General features: G+C 66.8%; 13 protein-coding genes. 8 read left to right on the top strand and 5 right to left on the bottom strand.

Translation table 11 applies throughout. The features are described from left to right. Positions 1-91 precede the first annotated feature (91 nt). From BUA54_RS16750 to bchF, 4 genes are read right to left on the bottom strand one after another with little or no spacing between them, the layout of a single operon-like run. Positions 92-3,631: a magnesium chelatase subunit H gene (locus BUA54_RS16750; RefSeq protein ID WP_072858413.1), complete on the bottom strand. Its 3,540-nt coding sequence runs from the start codon at positions 3,629-3,631 to the stop codon at positions 92-94. Then, positions 3,621-5,177, bottom strand: coding sequence for a ferredoxin:protochlorophyllide reductase (ATP-dependent) subunit B (gene bchB, locus BUA54_RS16745; RefSeq protein ID WP_072858412.1), 1,557 nt, complete (start codon positions 5,175-5,177; stop codon positions 3,621-3,623). The genes BUA54_RS16750 and bchB overlap by 11 nt, the downstream gene beginning before the upstream one ends. A 58-nt stretch (positions 5,178-5,235) precedes the next feature. Further along, complete coding sequence (locus BUA54_RS16740; RefSeq protein ID WP_072858411.1) at positions 5,236-6,528, bottom strand: ferredoxin:protochlorophyllide reductase (ATP-dependent) subunit N; 1,293 nt, start codon at positions 6,526-6,528, stop codon at positions 5,236-5,238. Further along, on the bottom strand, positions 6,525-7,007 hold the full coding sequence (gene bchF / locus BUA54_RS16735; protein ID WP_072858467.1) for a 2-vinyl bacteriochlorophyllide hydratase: 483 nt from the start codon (positions 7,005-7,007) through the stop codon (positions 6,525-6,527). Before bchF ends, BUA54_RS16740 begins: the two co-directional genes overlap by 4 nt. A gap of 281 nt (positions 7,008-7,288) precedes the next feature. Between bchF and BUA54_RS16730 the strand changes: the two genes are divergently transcribed. Together BUA54_RS16730 and ppsR are read left to right on the top strand one after the other, a co-directional pair. Then, positions 7,289-8,029: a cobalamin-dependent protein gene (locus BUA54_RS16730; protein ID WP_072858410.1), complete on the top strand. Its 741-nt coding sequence runs from the start codon at positions 7,289-7,291 to the stop codon at positions 8,027-8,029. Positions 8,030-8,064: 35 nt separating this feature from the next. Continuing rightward, positions 8,065-9,477, top strand: a complete 1,413-nt coding sequence (gene ppsR / locus BUA54_RS16725; RefSeq protein ID WP_072858409.1) for a transcriptional regulator PpsR — start codon at positions 8,065-8,067, stop codon at positions 9,475-9,477. A 4-nt stretch (positions 9,478-9,481) separates the two neighbouring features. Here the strand turns inward: ppsR and BUA54_RS16720 are convergent, their stop codons facing one another. After that, positions 9,482-9,976: a copper chaperone PCu(A)C gene (locus BUA54_RS16720; protein WP_072858408.1), complete on the bottom strand. Its 495-nt coding sequence runs from the start codon at positions 9,974-9,976 to the stop codon at positions 9,482-9,484. A 178-nt stretch (positions 9,977-10,154) separates the two neighbouring features. Here BUA54_RS16720 and BUA54_RS16715 point away from each other — a divergent pair, with 178 nt between their 5' ends. From BUA54_RS16715 to ureC, 6 genes are all read left to right on the top strand, one after another. Next, a complete protein-coding gene (locus tag BUA54_RS16715; RefSeq protein ID WP_072858407.1) occupies positions 10,155-11,165 on the top strand; it encodes a TAXI family TRAP transporter solute-binding subunit in 1,011 nt (336 codons plus the stop codon). Between the two features lie 114 nt (positions 11,166-11,279). After that, the gene (locus BUA54_RS16710) at positions 11,280-12,107 is read left to right on the top strand and encodes an urease accessory protein UreD (RefSeq protein ID WP_084114492.1); all 828 of its coding nucleotides are present in this window, start codon (positions 11,280-11,282) and stop codon (positions 12,105-12,107) included. Position 12,108: 1 nt separating this feature from the next. Beyond that, entirely contained in the window at positions 12,109-12,411 is a 303-nt protein-coding gene (locus BUA54_RS16705; protein ID WP_072858406.1) for an urease subunit gamma, read from the top strand. A gap of 41 nt (positions 12,412-12,452) precedes the next feature. Further along, positions 12,453-12,758, top strand: a complete 306-nt coding sequence (locus tag BUA54_RS16700) for an urease subunit beta (protein ID WP_072858405.1) — start codon at positions 12,453-12,455, stop codon at positions 12,756-12,758. Position 12,759: 1 nt separating this feature from the next. Further along, positions 12,760-13,077, top strand: a complete 318-nt coding sequence (locus BUA54_RS16695) for a hypothetical protein (RefSeq protein WP_072858404.1) — start codon at positions 12,760-12,762, stop codon at positions 13,075-13,077. 4 nt (positions 13,078-13,081) lie between these two features. Then, entirely contained in the window at positions 13,082-14,791 is a 1,710-nt protein-coding gene (gene ureC / locus BUA54_RS16690; protein WP_072858403.1) for an urease subunit alpha, read from the top strand. Positions 14,792-14,905: the final 114 nt, after the last annotated feature.

The raw sequence follows: 14,905 nt of genomic DNA, 5'->3' as shown, positions 1-14,905 counted from the left end.
TTCTCGTCAAAAATACCTCGGGGGGAGTCCGAAGGACGGGGGGCTGGCCCCCCTGCCCGCTCCGCCAGAGTCGCGAATGTCGCCAGCATGATCATTCCGCCGCAATCCCTTCCATCCGGTCCTCGATCGCATCCGCAGCATCCTGCAGCGCCGCCAGCGTCGCCGCATCCGGCGCCCAGTAGGCCCGGTCGGAGGCTTCCAGCAGCCGGTTCGCCATCCGCATCGAGGCCTGCGGGTTCAGCGCCGCAAGCCGCTCGCGCATCGCGGCGTCCAGCACGAAGGTCTCTGACAGCCGCTGATAGACCCATGGGTCGACGGCCCCGGTGGTGGCCGACCAACCGAGGGTGTTGGTCACATGCGCCTCGATCTGGCGCACGCCCTCGTGGCCGTGCTTCAGCAGGCTCTCGTAGAACTTCGGGTTCAGGCTGCGCGAGCGTGTTTCAAGCGCGACCTGGTCCTTCAGCGTCCGCACCTTGTTGCCGCCGCGGGTCTGGTCGCCGATGTAGACCGGCGTATCGACGCCGCCCTTGGCCCGCTTCACCGCGCGGGCGATACCGCCCAGCGTGTCGAAGTAATGATCGACCGAGGTGACGCCCAGTTCCACCGACTCGAGGTTCTGGTAGGCCAGATCAACGTGCTTCAGCGTCTTCTGCAGCAATCCGGCCTTGGCACTGGCCTTGCCGCGCGCGTCGTAGGCAAAGCTCTTGCGTGCCTCGAAGGCGTCGGCCAACTCGTCCTCGTCACCAAAGGCAGAGCTGTCGATCAGCTGGTTCACGTTCGACCCGTAGGCCCCTTCGGCGTTCGAGAAGACGCGCAGCGCCGCCTCCTCGATCCCGCAGCCGGTCTCGGCCATATGGGCCAGCGCATGGGCACGAATGAAGTTCAGATGCGCGGGCTCGTCCGCCATCGCGCATTTCAGCGCGGCCTCGGCCAGCAGCTTCGTCTGCAGCGGCAGCAGGTCGCGGAAGATGCCGGACAGCGTCATCACCACGTCGATGCGCGCACGCCCCAGAACCGGAAGCGGCACCAGGTCGGCCCCCGCCAGACGGCCATAGTTGTCGAAGCGCGGGACCGCCCCCATCAGCGCCAGCGCCTGCCCGATCGGGCCGCCGTCGGACTTGATGTTGTCGGACCCCCAGAGCACCAGCGCCACGGTGCGCGGCATCGTCGGGTGGGTGCGCAGCAGCACTTCGGCCTGTTTCGCACCCTCGGCCATCGCGAAGGCGGTGGGCATCCGGAACGGGTCGAAGGCGTGGATGTTGCGCCCAGTCGGCAGGATGCCGGGGTTGCGCATCAGGTCGCCGCCGGGGACGGGCGCGATGAAGCGGCCCGACAGGGCGCGCATCAGGGCGGGCAGTTCGTGGTCTATGCGCAGCAGCCGGTCCGCGTCGCGGGCGGCGTCAGTGTCGCCCATCAACGCCACCATCTCGGCCCGCGCGGCGTCGGTCATCGGGCGGCCGACGATGTGCAGGCCATCGGGGATCAGCGATCCTTCGGTCTCCAGCACGGTCAGCCACAGGCGGTTCAGATCGTCCGCGTTCAGGTCCAGCCCTTCGGCCTGCTGCACGATCATCACCTGCAGGTCGCGCCGCTGGGGATCGTTCGCCGCCATGCCGCGCCAGCGCGTCAGGCTGTCCTTGAGGTCCAGAAGACCCTTGTAGAGCCCCGCCTGCGCCAGGGGCGGCGTCAGGTGCGTGATCGTGACGGCGTTGCTGCGGCGCTTGGCCAGCGTCGCCTCGGACGGGTTGTTGGCGGCGTAAAGATAGACATTGGGCATCCCGCCGATCAGCCGATCCGGCCAGTCCCGCGCACCCAGCCCCGCCTGCTTGCCCGGCATGAACTCCAGCGCGCCATGCATGCCGAAATGCAGCACCACGTCGGCGCGCAGGGTGTTGCGCAGCCACAGGTAGAACTGGGCGAAGGCATGGGTCGGCGCAAAGCCCCGCTCGAACAGCAGGCGCATCGGGTCGCCTTCGTAGCCGAAGGTCGGCTGCACGCCGACGAAGACCTTGCCGAAGCGCTGACCGAGGATGAAAACCCCGCGCCCGTCCGACTGCACCTTGCCCGGCGCGGGCCCCCAGACCGCTTCGATCTCGCGCAGCCAGGGCGTCCCGCCGACGATGTCGTCGGCACTGACATGGGCGGCGACAGTCGCCGCCTGCCCGAACTGCGCGGCATTGCCCTGCAGGACCATCTTGCGCAGGTCGTCGACACTGGCCGGAACCTCGACGTCGTAGCCGTCGGCCTTCATGCGGGTCAGGGTGTTGAACAGGCTCTCGAAGACGCTCAGATATGCAGCGGTGCCGACCGCGCCCGCGTTGGGAGGAAAGCCGAAAAGCACGATGGCCACGGTCTTGTCCGCGTTGCGCTTGCGCCGCAGAATTGCCAGCCGCAGGGTTTTGTCCGCCAGCGCGTCGATCCGTTCCGGACAAGGCGCCATGGACTTGTCGCCGGGCGCGCCGGTGCAGGCCAGCGGGCAGCCGGTGCAGGTCTCCGCCCCGTGGCGACCGGCAAAGACGGTAGGTGCCGTCGCGCCGTCGATCTCCGGCAGGGCGACCAGCATCGTGGTTTCGACCGGGCCGAGCCCCTGTGCGCTGGCCCCCCACTGCGCCAGTGTCTGGAACTCCAGCGGCTGTGCCGCGATGTAGGGCACGTCGAGTGCGCCCAGCAGTGCGATCGCTGCGGGGCTGTCGTTATAGGCCGGACCGCCGACGAGGCTGAAGCCGGTCAGTGACACCATCGCATCGACACGGCCCTGAAAATAACGCTGGATCGCGGGCGTCGCATCCAGACCGCCGGCAAAGGCGGGCACGACCGCCACGCCCCGCGCCTCGAAGGCCCGCACGACGGCGTCGTAATGGGCAGTGTCCGAGGACAGGATGTAGGACCGCAGCATCAGGATGCCGATGGTGGCCACGGGCGTGGCGGGACGCGGCAGGTCTGCCGCATCCTCGCTGATGTGGGTGCCGGGCAGGTCCGGGTGATAAACGCCGCAATCGGGGTAGTCGACGGGCGGCCGCGCCTTCACGCCATCCCACCCGCGGCCCCGGCTGTAGCGGCCGACCAGCATCCGGATCATCTGCTCGATGTTCTCATCCGACCCGCCCAGCCAGTACTGCATCGACAGGAACCAGTTGCGCAGGTCCTGCGCGCGGCCGGGGATGAGCCGCAGGATCTTCGGCAGGCGGCGCAGGGTCTTCATCTGGGACTGGCCGGAGGTGCTGGCCTTCGCCTGCGGCTTCAGCTTCTTCATCAATGCCATCATGCCGGAGGCCGGACGCTGCATGTCCAGATCGCCCATCTTTGTCAGCTTGACGATCTCGCTGTCGGCGATGACGTTGATCATCGCGGCGCAACCGGCCCGGCGCGCGATCAGCGACGGCAGGATCGCGGCGGTATGTTCTTCAAGGAACAGCAGGTTGGTGACGATGATGTCACCCTGCGCGACGGCAGCCTGCGCATCGGCCAGCGCTGCGGGATTCTCGCCCCATTCGGCCGCGGCATGGATGCTGATTTCGAGCCCCGGAAAATCCGTCGCCAGACGGTCGCGGACCCGTGCCGCCGGTCCCGCCGTATGGCTGTCCAGCGTGACGATCACGAAACGGAAGGGATCGGGACCACTATCGCGCATAATGGGCCTTCGCCTCGTACAACGTGTCGAGGCTGATCTGCTGCAGGCCCTTTTGTACCGCAAAGGCCTCCGTGTTGCGCCGCGCCTTGCCACGCACGAAGAACGGGATCTTCTTCAGTTCCCGCTCCGCATCCGACAGCCAGATGACATTGCCGTTCATCAAATCTTCGGAAGCACCCTCCGTCCTCACTTTTTCCGAAATACTCCCGCCGGAGGCATCCGGCATCGCAACCGGCGCGGCCCCGCCATGATGGCTCGGCCCCGCCGCATCGTTGAACTCGAAATCCTCGCGGAACATGGTCAGCAGATGCTCTTCCAGCCCCATGACCAGCGGATGGATCAGCGTGTCGAAGACGACGTTCGCCCCCTCGAACCCCATCACCGGCGAATAGCGCGCGGGATAATCCTGTACGTGGACGGGGGCCGAGATCACGGCGCAGGGGATGCCCAGCCGCTTGCCGATGTGGCGCTCCATCTGGGTGCCCATAATCATCTCGGGTGACGCGGCGGCGATGGCGGCCTCCACGTCGAGGTAGTCGTCGGTGATCAGCGCCGCGAGCCCCAGCGCCTTCGCCATCGCACGCACTGCCTTCGCCTGTTCACGGTTGTAGCAGCCGAGGCCCACGACCTCGAACCCCATCTCGTCGCGGGCCATGCGGGCCATGGCGCAAACATGGGTGCCGTCGCCGAAGAGGAAGACACGCTTACCGGTCAGGTAAGTGCTGTCGACCGATGAGGTCCACCACGGCAGGCGCAGGCGGCTCTCGTCCACCTTGCACGGCAGGCCCGTGATCGCAGCGACCTCGGCGATGAAATCGCGAGTGGCGCGGACGCCAATGGGGACGACCTTGGTGAAGGGTTGGCCATAAGTCTTTTCCAGCCAGCGCGCGGCGGCCTCCCCCGTCTCGGGGTAGAGGAGCACATTGAAATGCGCCGCGGGCAGGCGGGCGATGCCGGCGGGCGTGGCATTCAGCGGGGCTACGACATTTACGTCGATGCCGAGGTCGGCCAAGAGGCCGGTGATCTCCTCCACATCGTCGCGGTTGCGAAAGCCCAGCGCCGTGGGGCCGAGGATGTTGCAGGTCACCCGCGTCGTGCGGTCCTGTGGCTGCGCCAGGGCGCGGACAATCTGGTAGAAGGTCTCGTCGGCGCCGAAGTTCTCCTTGCGGGAATAGCTCGGCAATTCCAGCGCGATGACGGGAATGGTCAGACCCATCGTCTCGGCCAGACCCGCGGGGTCGTCCTGGATCAGTTCGGCGGTACAGGAGGCGCCGACGATGATCGCCTGCGGGTCGAAGCGGTCGACCGCGTCCTGGCAGGCGGTCTTGAACAGCGTCGCCGTGTCGGAGCCGAGGTCGCGGGCCTGGAAGGTCGTGTAGGTGACGGGCGGGCGATGGTTGCGCCGCTCGATCATCGTGAAGAGGAGGTCGGCGTAGGTGTCGCCCTGCGGCGCGTGCAGGACGTAGTGCAGCCCCTTCATCGCGGTGGCGACGCGCATGGCGCCGACGTGCGGCGGGCCTTCGTATGTCCAGACGGTCAGCTTCATGGCGACGTCCCGGGGCGCTGCCCCGGACCCCGGAGTATTTCGGAAAAAGCGAGGAGGATCATTCCGCAGCCTCCAGCTTCAGCAGGGACTTGCGGCGGACGGGGCGACTGAAGAGGCCTGCGAGGTCACCCGCCTGTTCGTAGAAATGCACAGGGGTGAAGACGAGTTCGATCGCCCACTTCGTCGTCAGACCTTCCGCCTCCAGCGGGTTGGCGAGGCCGAGGCCGCAGACCGTCAGGTCCGGACGGGCGGCGCGGGCGCGGTCGAGTTGCAGGTCGACGTCCTGTCCTTCGCTGATCTGCGGTCCCCATCTGTCATTGGCGGGCAGCAGGTCGAGGTCGGGACCGTGCAGGGCGTCGTGGATGTAGGGGCTGCCCACCTCGATCGCGGTCATGCCGCATTCGCGGGTCAGGAAGCGGGCGAGTGGGATTTCGAGTTGGCTGTCGGGGAAGAAGAAGACGGACTTGCCGTTGAGATGCTCGGAGGCCTGCGCGATGGCCTTGCGGGCGCGGGCGCGGGGGGCGTCGGTGACGGCGGCGAAGGTGTCGGCGCTGACGCCACATTCCGTGGCGACGGCCTGCAGCCAGAGGGTCGTGCCTTCCTCTCCGAACGGGAACGGGGCGGCGATATGACGGGCGCCGCGGCGTTCCAATGCGGCGTGGGTTTCGCCCAGGAACGGCTGCGTCAGCGCGAAGACCGTATTCGGGCCGACGGCGGTCGTGCCGTCGATGCGGCGGGCGGGCAGCAGGCGGATGTTGTCGATCCCCATCTGGCCCAGCAGGGACAGCATCTGGTCCTCGACCACATCGGGCAATGCCCCGACCAGCAGCAGTTCACGCGCCGTCGTGTCCTTCAGCACCGGCACCATGGAGGCCAGGCAGGCATCCTCACCTTCGGTGAAGGTCGTCTCGATCCCCGAACCGGAGTAGTTCAGGACGCGGACGTGGGGTGCATGGAGCTGCGAGAGCCGTTCGGCGGCGCGGGCGAGGTCGATCTTGATGACCTCTGACGGGCAGGACCCGACGAGGAACAGCTGCCGGATATCGGGACGGCGGGCCAGCAGGCGGGCAACCTCTCGGTCGAGTTCCGCATGGGCGTCCTTCATGCCGGCCAGGTCCTGCTCTTCGAGGATCGCCGTGCCGAAGCGGGGTTCGGCGAAGATCATCACACCGGCGGCGGATTGCAGCAGGTGGGCGCAGGTCCGCGACCCCACGACGAGGAAGAAGGCGTCCTGCATCTTGCGGTGGAGCCAGATGATGCCGGTCAGACCGCAGAAGACTTCGCGCTGGCCGCGCTGTTTCAGGACCGGAGCCGTGCGGCAGCCGCCGCCGATGGGGGCGAGGTCGTTCATGATGCCGCATCCAGACGGGCGCGCCGCAGCTTCAGGACGAACTGCCCGGCGTTGACGAAGTAGGTGGCATAGGCCGCGAGCGCCGTCAGCATCAGCGTCTCCGGCGGCATCGATCCGGTGACGAGACCCCAGACATAGGCTGCATGCAGGGCGATGACGGCGAAGCTGAACACGTCCTCCCAAAAGAAGGCAGGCGCGAAGAGATACTGTCCGAAGACCACCTTTTCCCAGATCGCGCCGGTCACCATGATCAGGACGAGGCAGGCTGTCTTGGCGATGACGGAGGCATTGGCCGCCGCGTAGCCGTCGCCGGTGGCGAGGTAGCGCAGCACGAGGACCAGCGACACCAGGAAGACGAGGAACTGCAGCGGTGCGAGGATACCCTGGACCAGCGTCCAGCGGGTCGCGTCGCGGCGGGCCCGTTCCTGCGGCGAATAGAGCGGACGCGCGGCGGGCAGGACGCTTGCGGTCTGCTGCATCGTTGCTGACATGGCTCGCCCCCTGACACCTTGCCTGACCAGATTAAGAGCGATTCTCGCCATGTGTCAACTAGACGTTACACATTGGCGCAAAGTCGCCTGACAGGTTCTGGCGTGGCGCGTGGATCAATTTCGTCTATGTCCCAAAGCATTAACGACTGGCTCTGCGCAACGATGGCGGCGGGTGTCAATTTTCTTTGACATTTGCGCCGCCATTTTCGACTATGGTCGGAACGGCGGATTTTCACGCAGCGTCTTTGTCGGAAAAAGGACATCGGCACATGAGTCAGTTGATGGCGCACGATCTGACCTATCATGTGCCGAGGGATACCGGCGCGGCGCTGCAAACGCTTGACGACGTGACGGCAGCGCTGTGCGTCGCCACGCTGTCGACGGATCCGGCCGCCTGTGCCGGTGTCGTCGCACAGGCCAGACTGGCCGGATTCAAGGATGGCTGTCTGATCGACGTCTGCATCGTGCAGGCCGCACGGCGGATTGGCACGGACTGGGTCGAGGACCGGCTGTGCTTCGTCGACGTGTCCATCGCCGCGGCGCGGCTGCAGGGCCTGCTGCGCACCCTGTGCCGGACGTGGCGCGCGGACGATGCGCGGCGCGGCGAGGCGGCGACCCTGCTGGTGGTCTCTGCCCCGGGGACGCAGCACACCCTTGGCCCCAGTCTGGTCGCCGCACAGTTGCGACAGCGCGGCTATTCCGTCGGGCTGCTGCTGGCGGCTGCGCCCGGTGCCGTGCGCACATATTTGCGGCGTGCGCCGGCCGATGCGGTCTTCGTGTCCTGCGACCATACCGAAAGACTTGTCAATCTGCGTCCGGTCGTGACAGAAGCGCGCGAGGCCCAGCCCGGCGTCCGCGTCGTGGTGGGTGGACCGGGCCTGACGGAAGGGTCCGAGGCGTGCAGAACAACCGGCGCCGATCACGCGACATCGGATCTCGAAGAGGCGCTGACACGATGCGGACTGAACAGAACGGCCCCGCAGATGACGGCCGCAGAAATGATGACGTGAATGTCACGCGCCCAGCGTCTTCCGGACGGTCCCCGTTGACGCCGCGCGGGACGAAATACTGGAAAAGCGGTGACATCCCGCTGATCGGCCCCGATATTCTGGGTCACATCCTGACCGCGGTCGCCGACGTCGGGCTCGTGATTTCCGACACCGGAAAGATCCTGTCCGTGCTGGTGAATCCGGCCTTCGGCGACCGCGGCCGGTTCGAGGCGCTGGACGGCAGCGACGTCGCCGACTCGCTCAATTCCGAAAGCCGCATCAAGTTCGCCAAGCGCCTTGCGGCGTTTCTGACGGGAGAAGGCGACGTCCGGCCCATCGAGGTGAACCATACGGGCACGGGCGGGCGACGCGAACTGCCGGTCCGCTACAGCTTTCACCGCATCGGCACCGCGGGCGCGATCCTGCTGCTCGGTCGCGACCTGCGCCCGGTGGCCGAGATGCAGCAGCAGCTCGTCTCGGCGCAGATGGCGCTGGAACGGGACTACGAGGCGCATCGCGACTACGAGATGCGGTTTCGGGTCCTGCTTGACAACGCGCCCGGCGGCGTCCTGATGATGACCATGCAGACCGGTCTGGTGACCGAGGCCAATCCGGCCGCCGCCGACCTGTTTGGCAAGCCCCGCGACGTCATACTGGGCCAGCCGATGCTGGCCCTGTTCGACGCGCGGCAGGGGGCGAACCTGATCGATCGGCTGACGACGCAGGCCCTGTCCGGCACGCTCGCCCCGGTTCCGGTCGACCTGAAGGGACGCGAACAGACGGTCCTTCTGCGTCCCACGATCTTTCGCGCGGCGGGTGAGCGGATCCTGCTGTGCCACATCGAAACCCGCGAGACGGTCGAGCCGTCGGGCGACAGTCTGGATCAGAACCTGCGCGGTCTGTATGCCCAGGGTCCCGACAGCATCGTCTTTGCCGGTGCGGACGGCGACATCCTTTCGGCGAACGACAGCTTTCTGAACCTGATCGGCGCGGCCCATGATGTCAGCGTCCGCGGCCAGCCGCTGCCCGACATGCTGCAGCGCGGGTTCGTCGACTTCAAGGTGATGACGGAAAACGCGAACCAGACCGGACGCCTGCGCGCCTATGCGACCCGGATCGCCGGCGATTACGGAAGTCCGCGCGACGTCGAAGTCGCCGTGACCCGGTTTCAGGCGGATCACGCGCCGGTCTATGCCTTCGTCATCCGCGAGGTCGGGGCCGGCGACGGCGGCCGGGGCGAGCCGCGCGACGACGGGCTGGGATCGGTCAAGGAACTGGTCGGCAGCGCGACGCTGAAGGACATCGTGTCGGAGACCACGAACGTGGTCGAGAAGATGTGCATCGAGACGGCGATCGCCCTGACGATGAACAACCGCGTCGCAGCCGCAGAGATGCTGGGCCTGTCGCGCCAGTCGCTTTACGTGAAGCTGCGCAAGTTCGGCCTGATCGACCGCGAGACCAACGACTGACCGGTCAGTTGGTCGCGGGCATCGTGTGCGTCATGGTGCCGTGATCCATCGCGTCATCGGCGGCCTCGACATTGAATACGACATCCACGCGACCGGCCTTTTCGAAGACGAGGGTGGCGGGCACTTTTTCACCGGCTTCGAGCGGGTCGCCGTCCAGTCCCATGAACATGACATGCAGGCCGCCGGGGGCGAAGGTGACGGTGCCGCCGGCGGGGACGACGACGCGGTCCATGGGCGTCATGCTGGCAACGCCGTCGGTCATCACGCTGTCATGCATCGTCACGCGGGGAAAGTCGGCCTCGATGGCAATCAGGGCGTCGTCCTCCGTCCCGGTATTCATGATCGAGACATAGCCCGCCCCCGCCATGGCGGACGCCGCCGTCGCGCTGGCGAAGGGATGCTCGATATGCAGATTACCCACCTTGTAGTCGTGCCCCATGGCAAAGCCGGGCAAAAGTCCGACGGACAGGGCGATCATCAGACGGGTCAGGGACGACATGGGTGTTCTCCGGATATGCGGTCAGTTGGCCCGACCTATGGGGACCGGCGTCGGTGTGAAAGGGGCAAAAGGCCGCACAGCGGGCCGCGGCGCGGAAATTTGCCGTAGGCGCGGCGGGCCCTGTCTGCCATAGTTTCCCTTCATACGCAGATCGCCTGCTGCCCCACGCGAGGACCCCATGACCCATTTCAAACATGCGATGGCAGCCGCCCTGTGGTTGGTGACGGGCCTGTCCGCCCCCGTGACGGCGGAACCGGCGGACTATGTTCTGGCCACCGGATCGACCGGGGGCACCTATTATCCCGTCGGCGTGGCGCTGGCGACGATGGTCAAGGTCAAGCTGCAGCCCGACGACGGCATCGGCATGTCGGCCCTGACCACCGCCGGGTCGGCCGAGAATATCCGCCTTCTGCACGACGGGCAGGCGCAGTTCGCCATCCTGCAAGCGCTTTACGGGCAGAATGCGGCGGCCGGCACCGGAATCATGGCCGATGCCGGACCGCAGCCGAACCTGCGGTCGATGACCGTCCTGTGGCCCAACGTCGAGCATTTCGTCATCCCGACCGCGGATGCGAAGACCGGCACGATGGCCGATCTGCTGGCGCTGGTGGGGCAACCCATGGCCCTCGGCGCGCCAGAGTCGGGCACCCGCGGCTCTACCCTCTCGCTACTCGATGCGCTTGGGGCGCCGGTGAAGGATGCAGATGCCTTGTCCGAGGCCGACTACGGCGCCGCCGTCGCGGCGCTGAAAGCGGGCGAGGTGAAGGCAGTCAGCCTGCCCGGCGGCGACCCGGTCGGAGCGCTGGCCGAACTCTTCGCGTCCGAACGGGACGCCTATACGCTGCTGAGCTTCACCGAGGAGGAGGCGCAGGCCGCCGATGCCGGGCGCGGGCTGTGGTCCGCCTATACCGTCCCGGCCGAGACCTATGCGGGACAGGCGAATGAGATCACGACCATCGCGCAACCGAACTTTCTGGCCGTGAATGCGGATGTATCAGAAGAGAATGTCTATCGGATCACCCGGGCGATCTACGAGAACCTGCCCTTCCTGCAGGCCATCCACGCGGCGACGCAGGCGCTGGCCGTCGACAAGGCGCTCGACGGGCTGCCGGTGCCGCTGCATCCGGGCGCCGCACGCTACTATCGCGAGATCGGGATGGAGATTCCGGACACGCTGGTCGCACGGTAGATCCGGGTCCCCTGCTGCGGCCAGCGCCCGTTTTTTAGGCGGTGGAAGATGAATCTCCGGCCGTCTTGCGTGCTGCTGTTGCCTCGGTCCGCCAAGTTTGGGCAAGCTTCGGTCATGAACCTGACGCTGCGCCATCCCGTCGACGACCCGCACCGCCTGACGCCCCGGGCGCAGGGGGGGCTGCGGATCGGCGTGCGTGATGGCAACCGGCTGGGGACGCTGCGGCAGTCCGGCGCATCCAAGGCCATGTTCCCGCGCCATGCGGGGCGTGACCTGCTGGCCGTCACGCTGAACACCGCCGGTGGCGTGACGGGGGGCGACCGCTTCGCACTGGCGGCAGAGGTCGGGGCGGACAGTCGGCTGACCCTGACGACGCAGACGGCGGAACGGATCTACAAGGCGCAGCCGGGGCAGACCGCGCGGATGCGGACGGATGTCACGATCGCGTCGGGCGGGCGGCTTGACTGGCTGCCGCAGGAGACGATCCTGTTCGACCGCTGCCGCCTGCACCGCCGGCTGAACGTCGCCATGGCCGCGGATGCCCGGTTTCTGGGGGTCGAGACCGTCGTGCTTGGCCGGGCCCTGATGGGCGAGCGGATCGCGGCGGGACATCTGAAGGACGATGTGCGCGTCACCCGCGGTGGCGCGTTGATCTTTGCCGACGCCGTGGCGCTGGACGGCGCCGTGTCCGACCGGATGGCCGCGGCGTGGTGCGGCGGCGATGCGGGCTGCGTCGCCAGCGTGACCTTCGTCGCGCCGGAGGCCGAAAGCCACCTTGCCGCCCTGCGCGCCCTGATGCCCGTGACCGGCGGCGTCAGCCTGATCCGCGACGGCGTGATCTTTGCCCGGCTGCTGGCGCGCGACAGTTTCGCCATGCGCCGCGTGCTGATCCCGATCCTGACTGCCCTGCGCGGCCCCCTGCCCCCGACCTGGACGATGTAAGATGCAACTGACCCCCCGCGAGAAAGACAAGCTGCTGATCGCCATGGCGGCCGAGGTCGCCCGCAAGCGCCTGTCGCGCGGCGTGAAGCTGAACTATCCCGAGGCGATCGCCCTGATCACCGATGCGGTGGTCGAAGGGGCCCGCGACGGGCGCAGCGTCGCCGACATGATGGAGGCGGGGGCCCAGGTCATCACCCGCGACCAGTGCATGGAGGGCATCGCCGAGATGCTGCCCGAAGTGCAGGTGGAGGCGACCTTTCCGGACGGCACTAAATTGGTGACGGTTCACCAGCCGATCCGTTGAAATTTGAGTATTTCTGAAAAAGCGAGGACAGGAGGTCCGCGATGATCCCAGGCGAAGTCTTCCCGGCCGACGGCGAGATCGCGTTGAACGCAGGCGCCGCGGTGGTCACACTGATGGTGGCGAACACCGGCGACCGGCCGGTGCAGGTCGGCAGCCACTATCACTTTGCGGAAGTGAACCCGGCGCTGGATTTCGACCGCGCTGCGGCGCGGGGGATGCGGCTGGACGTTGCCCCGGGGTCCGCCGTGCGGTTCGAGCCCGGGCAACGCCGCGAGGTCAACCTGATCGCAATCGGCGGGCGGCGGCATATCTATGGGTTCAATGCAGCCGTCATGGGAGAATTGTGACATGGCCCGAAATGCGACCCCGCTGGAATTGTTCAGGACGAATATGGAACTCGGCATGATGCTGGCCGAGGCACAGAGCGTCATTGCCATGCGCATGATGGGCTGGGGCGGCCTGTGGTCCGTCACCAAGTCCGAAAACGACCGCATGGTCAGCGAGAAGACCGAAGCCATCGCAAAGTCGGTGCAGGGTGCTGCGCTGGCGGCGATGACGGGAAAACGGCCCGACGAGATCGTCAATGCCGCTGTGAAGCCCCTGCGCCAGAAAACCCGCGCCAATGCCAAGCGTCTTGGCAAGCGCGGCCCCACCTTGATGAAGTGAGCCGATGCCAGCCCTGATCAGCCGCGCGAACTATGCCGCCACCTTCGGACCCACGACAGGGGACAAGGTGCGCCTTGCCGACACCGACCTGATCATCGAGGTCGAACGCGACCTGACCACCTACGGTGAAGAGGTGAAGTTCGGCGGCGGCAAGGTGATCCGCGACGGGATGGGGCAGTCGCAGGTCACGCGCGCGGGCGGGGCCGTCGACACGGTCATCACCAATGCGCTGATCGTGGATCACGCGGGCATCTGGAAGGCGGACGTCGCCCTGAAGGACGGACGCATCCACAAGATCGGCAAGGCGGGCAACCCGGACACGCAGCCGGGCGTCGACATCATCATCGGGCCGGGGACGGAGATCATCGCCGGCGAAGGGCGCATCCTGACCGCCGGCGGGTTCGACAGCCACATCCACTTCATCGCGCCGCAGCAGATGGAGGATTCGCTGCATTCGGGCGTCACCACCTGTTTCGGCGGCGGCACCGGGCCGGCGCATGGCACGCTGGCCACGACCTGCACGCCGGGCTCCTGGCACATCGGGCGTATGTTGCAGGCCTTTGACGGCATCCCGATGAACATCGGCCTGTCGGGCAAGGGCAACGCCAGCCAGCCCGACGCGCTGGTCGAGATGGTGAAGGCCGGGGCCTGTTCGCTCAAGCTGCACGAGGATTGGGGCACCACGCCCGCCGCCATCGACTGCTGCCTCTCGGTCGCCGACGACATGGACGTGCAGGTGATGATCCACACCGACACGCTGAACGAATCCGGCTTCGTCGAGCATACGGTGAAGGCGATGAAGGGCCGCACGATCCACGCCTTCCACACCGAAGGCGCGGGCGGCGGCCATGCGCCGGACATCATCAAGATCTGCGGCGAGGAGTTCGTCCTGCCGTCGTCCACCAACCCGACGCGGCCCTTTACCGTGAACACGATCGAGGAGCACCTCGACATGCTTATGGTGTGCCACCACCTTGACAAGTCGATCCCCGAGGACGTGGCCTTTGCCGAAAGTCGCATCCGGCGCGAGACCATTGCCGCCGAGGACATCCTGCACGACATGGGCGCGTTCAGCATCATCGCCAGCGACAGTCAGGCGATGGGTCGCGTGGGCGAGGTGCTGATCCGCACATGGCAGACCGCCGACAAGATGAAGAAGCAGCGCGGGCGTCTGGCTGAGGAGACCGGCGACAACGATAATTTCCGTGTTCGCCGCTACATCGCGAAATACACGATCAACCCCGCGATTGCGCATGGCGTGAGCCATGAGCTGGGCTCCATCACGGAAGGCAAGCGCGCCGATCTGGTTCTGTGGAACCCGGCCTTCTTCGGCGTGAAGCCGGAGATGGTGCTGCTGGGCGGGTCAATCGTCGTTGCCCAGATGGGCGATCCCAACGCCTCCATTCCCACGCCGCAGCCGGTCTATTCGCGGCCCATGTTCGGGGCTTATGGGGGATCGTTGCGCCACGGCAGCGTCAGTTTCGTATCCGAGGCGGCGCAGGCGGCGGACATTCGCGGCACCCTCGGGCTGTCGAAGGAGACGGTCGCGGTCAGGAACACCCGGAACATCGGCAAACGCGACCTGATCCTGAACGACGCCCTGCCGCAGATCGAAGTGGACCCGGAAACCTACGAGGTGCGCGCCGACGGCGAACTGCTGACCTGCCAGCCGGCCGAGGTGCTGCCGATGGCCCAGCGCTACTTCCTGTTCTGAAGATGGGCAGCAGGGTTGCGCAGAACGCATTTGTAGTCAGCAGTGCTGACCTTATATTCGGTGGCAAGGGAGGAGACCTGATATTCACCACGGCGGCAAGGGCCGCAGATAAGG

It is taken from the genome of Loktanella atrilutea, from assembly GCF_900128995.1.
GTDB lineage: Bacteria > Pseudomonadota > Alphaproteobacteria > Rhodobacterales > Rhodobacteraceae > Loktanella > Loktanella atrilutea.
Note: the sequence above shows the minus strand (reverse complement) of the source record. Positions and strands in the feature narration are given on the sequence as shown.

What these genes read in the sequence shown, in the direction of transcription:
- BUA54_RS16750 (WP_072858413.1), bottom strand. Translation starts at nt 3,631, where the DNA reads ATGCGCGATAGTGGTCCCGATCCCTTCCGTTTCGTGATCGTCACGCTG.
- bchB (WP_072858412.1), bottom strand. Translation starts at nt 5,177, where the DNA reads ATGAAGCTGACCGTCTGGACATACGAAGGCCCGCCGCACGTCGGCGCC.
- BUA54_RS16740 (WP_072858411.1), bottom strand. Translation starts at nt 6,528, where the DNA reads ATGAACGACCTCGCCCCCATCGGCGGCGGCTGCCGCACGGCTCCGGTC.
- bchF (WP_072858467.1), bottom strand. Translation starts at nt 7,007, where the DNA reads ATGCAGCAGACCGCAAGCGTCCTGCCCGCCGCGCGTCCGCTCTATTCG.
- BUA54_RS16730 (WP_072858410.1), top strand. Translation starts at nt 7,289, where the DNA reads ATGAGTCAGTTGATGGCGCACGATCTGACCTATCATGTGCCGAGGGAT.
- BUA54_RS16720 (WP_072858408.1), bottom strand. Translation starts at nt 9,976, where the DNA reads ATGTCGTCCCTGACCCGTCTGATGATCGCCCTGTCCGTCGGACTTTTG.
- BUA54_RS16715 (WP_072858407.1), top strand. Translation starts at nt 10,155, where the DNA reads ATGACCCATTTCAAACATGCGATGGCAGCCGCCCTGTGGTTGGTGACG.
- BUA54_RS16710 (WP_084114492.1), top strand. Translation starts at nt 11,280, where the DNA reads ATGAACCTGACGCTGCGCCATCCCGTCGACGACCCGCACCGCCTGACG.
- BUA54_RS16705 (WP_072858406.1), top strand. Translation starts at nt 12,109, where the DNA reads ATGCAACTGACCCCCCGCGAGAAAGACAAGCTGCTGATCGCCATGGCG.
- BUA54_RS16700 (WP_072858405.1), top strand. Translation starts at nt 12,453, where the DNA reads ATGATCCCAGGCGAAGTCTTCCCGGCCGACGGCGAGATCGCGTTGAAC.
- BUA54_RS16695 (WP_072858404.1), top strand. Translation starts at nt 12,760, where the DNA reads ATGGCCCGAAATGCGACCCCGCTGGAATTGTTCAGGACGAATATGGAA.
- ureC (WP_072858403.1), top strand. Translation starts at nt 13,082, where the DNA reads ATGCCAGCCCTGATCAGCCGCGCGAACTATGCCGCCACCTTCGGACCC.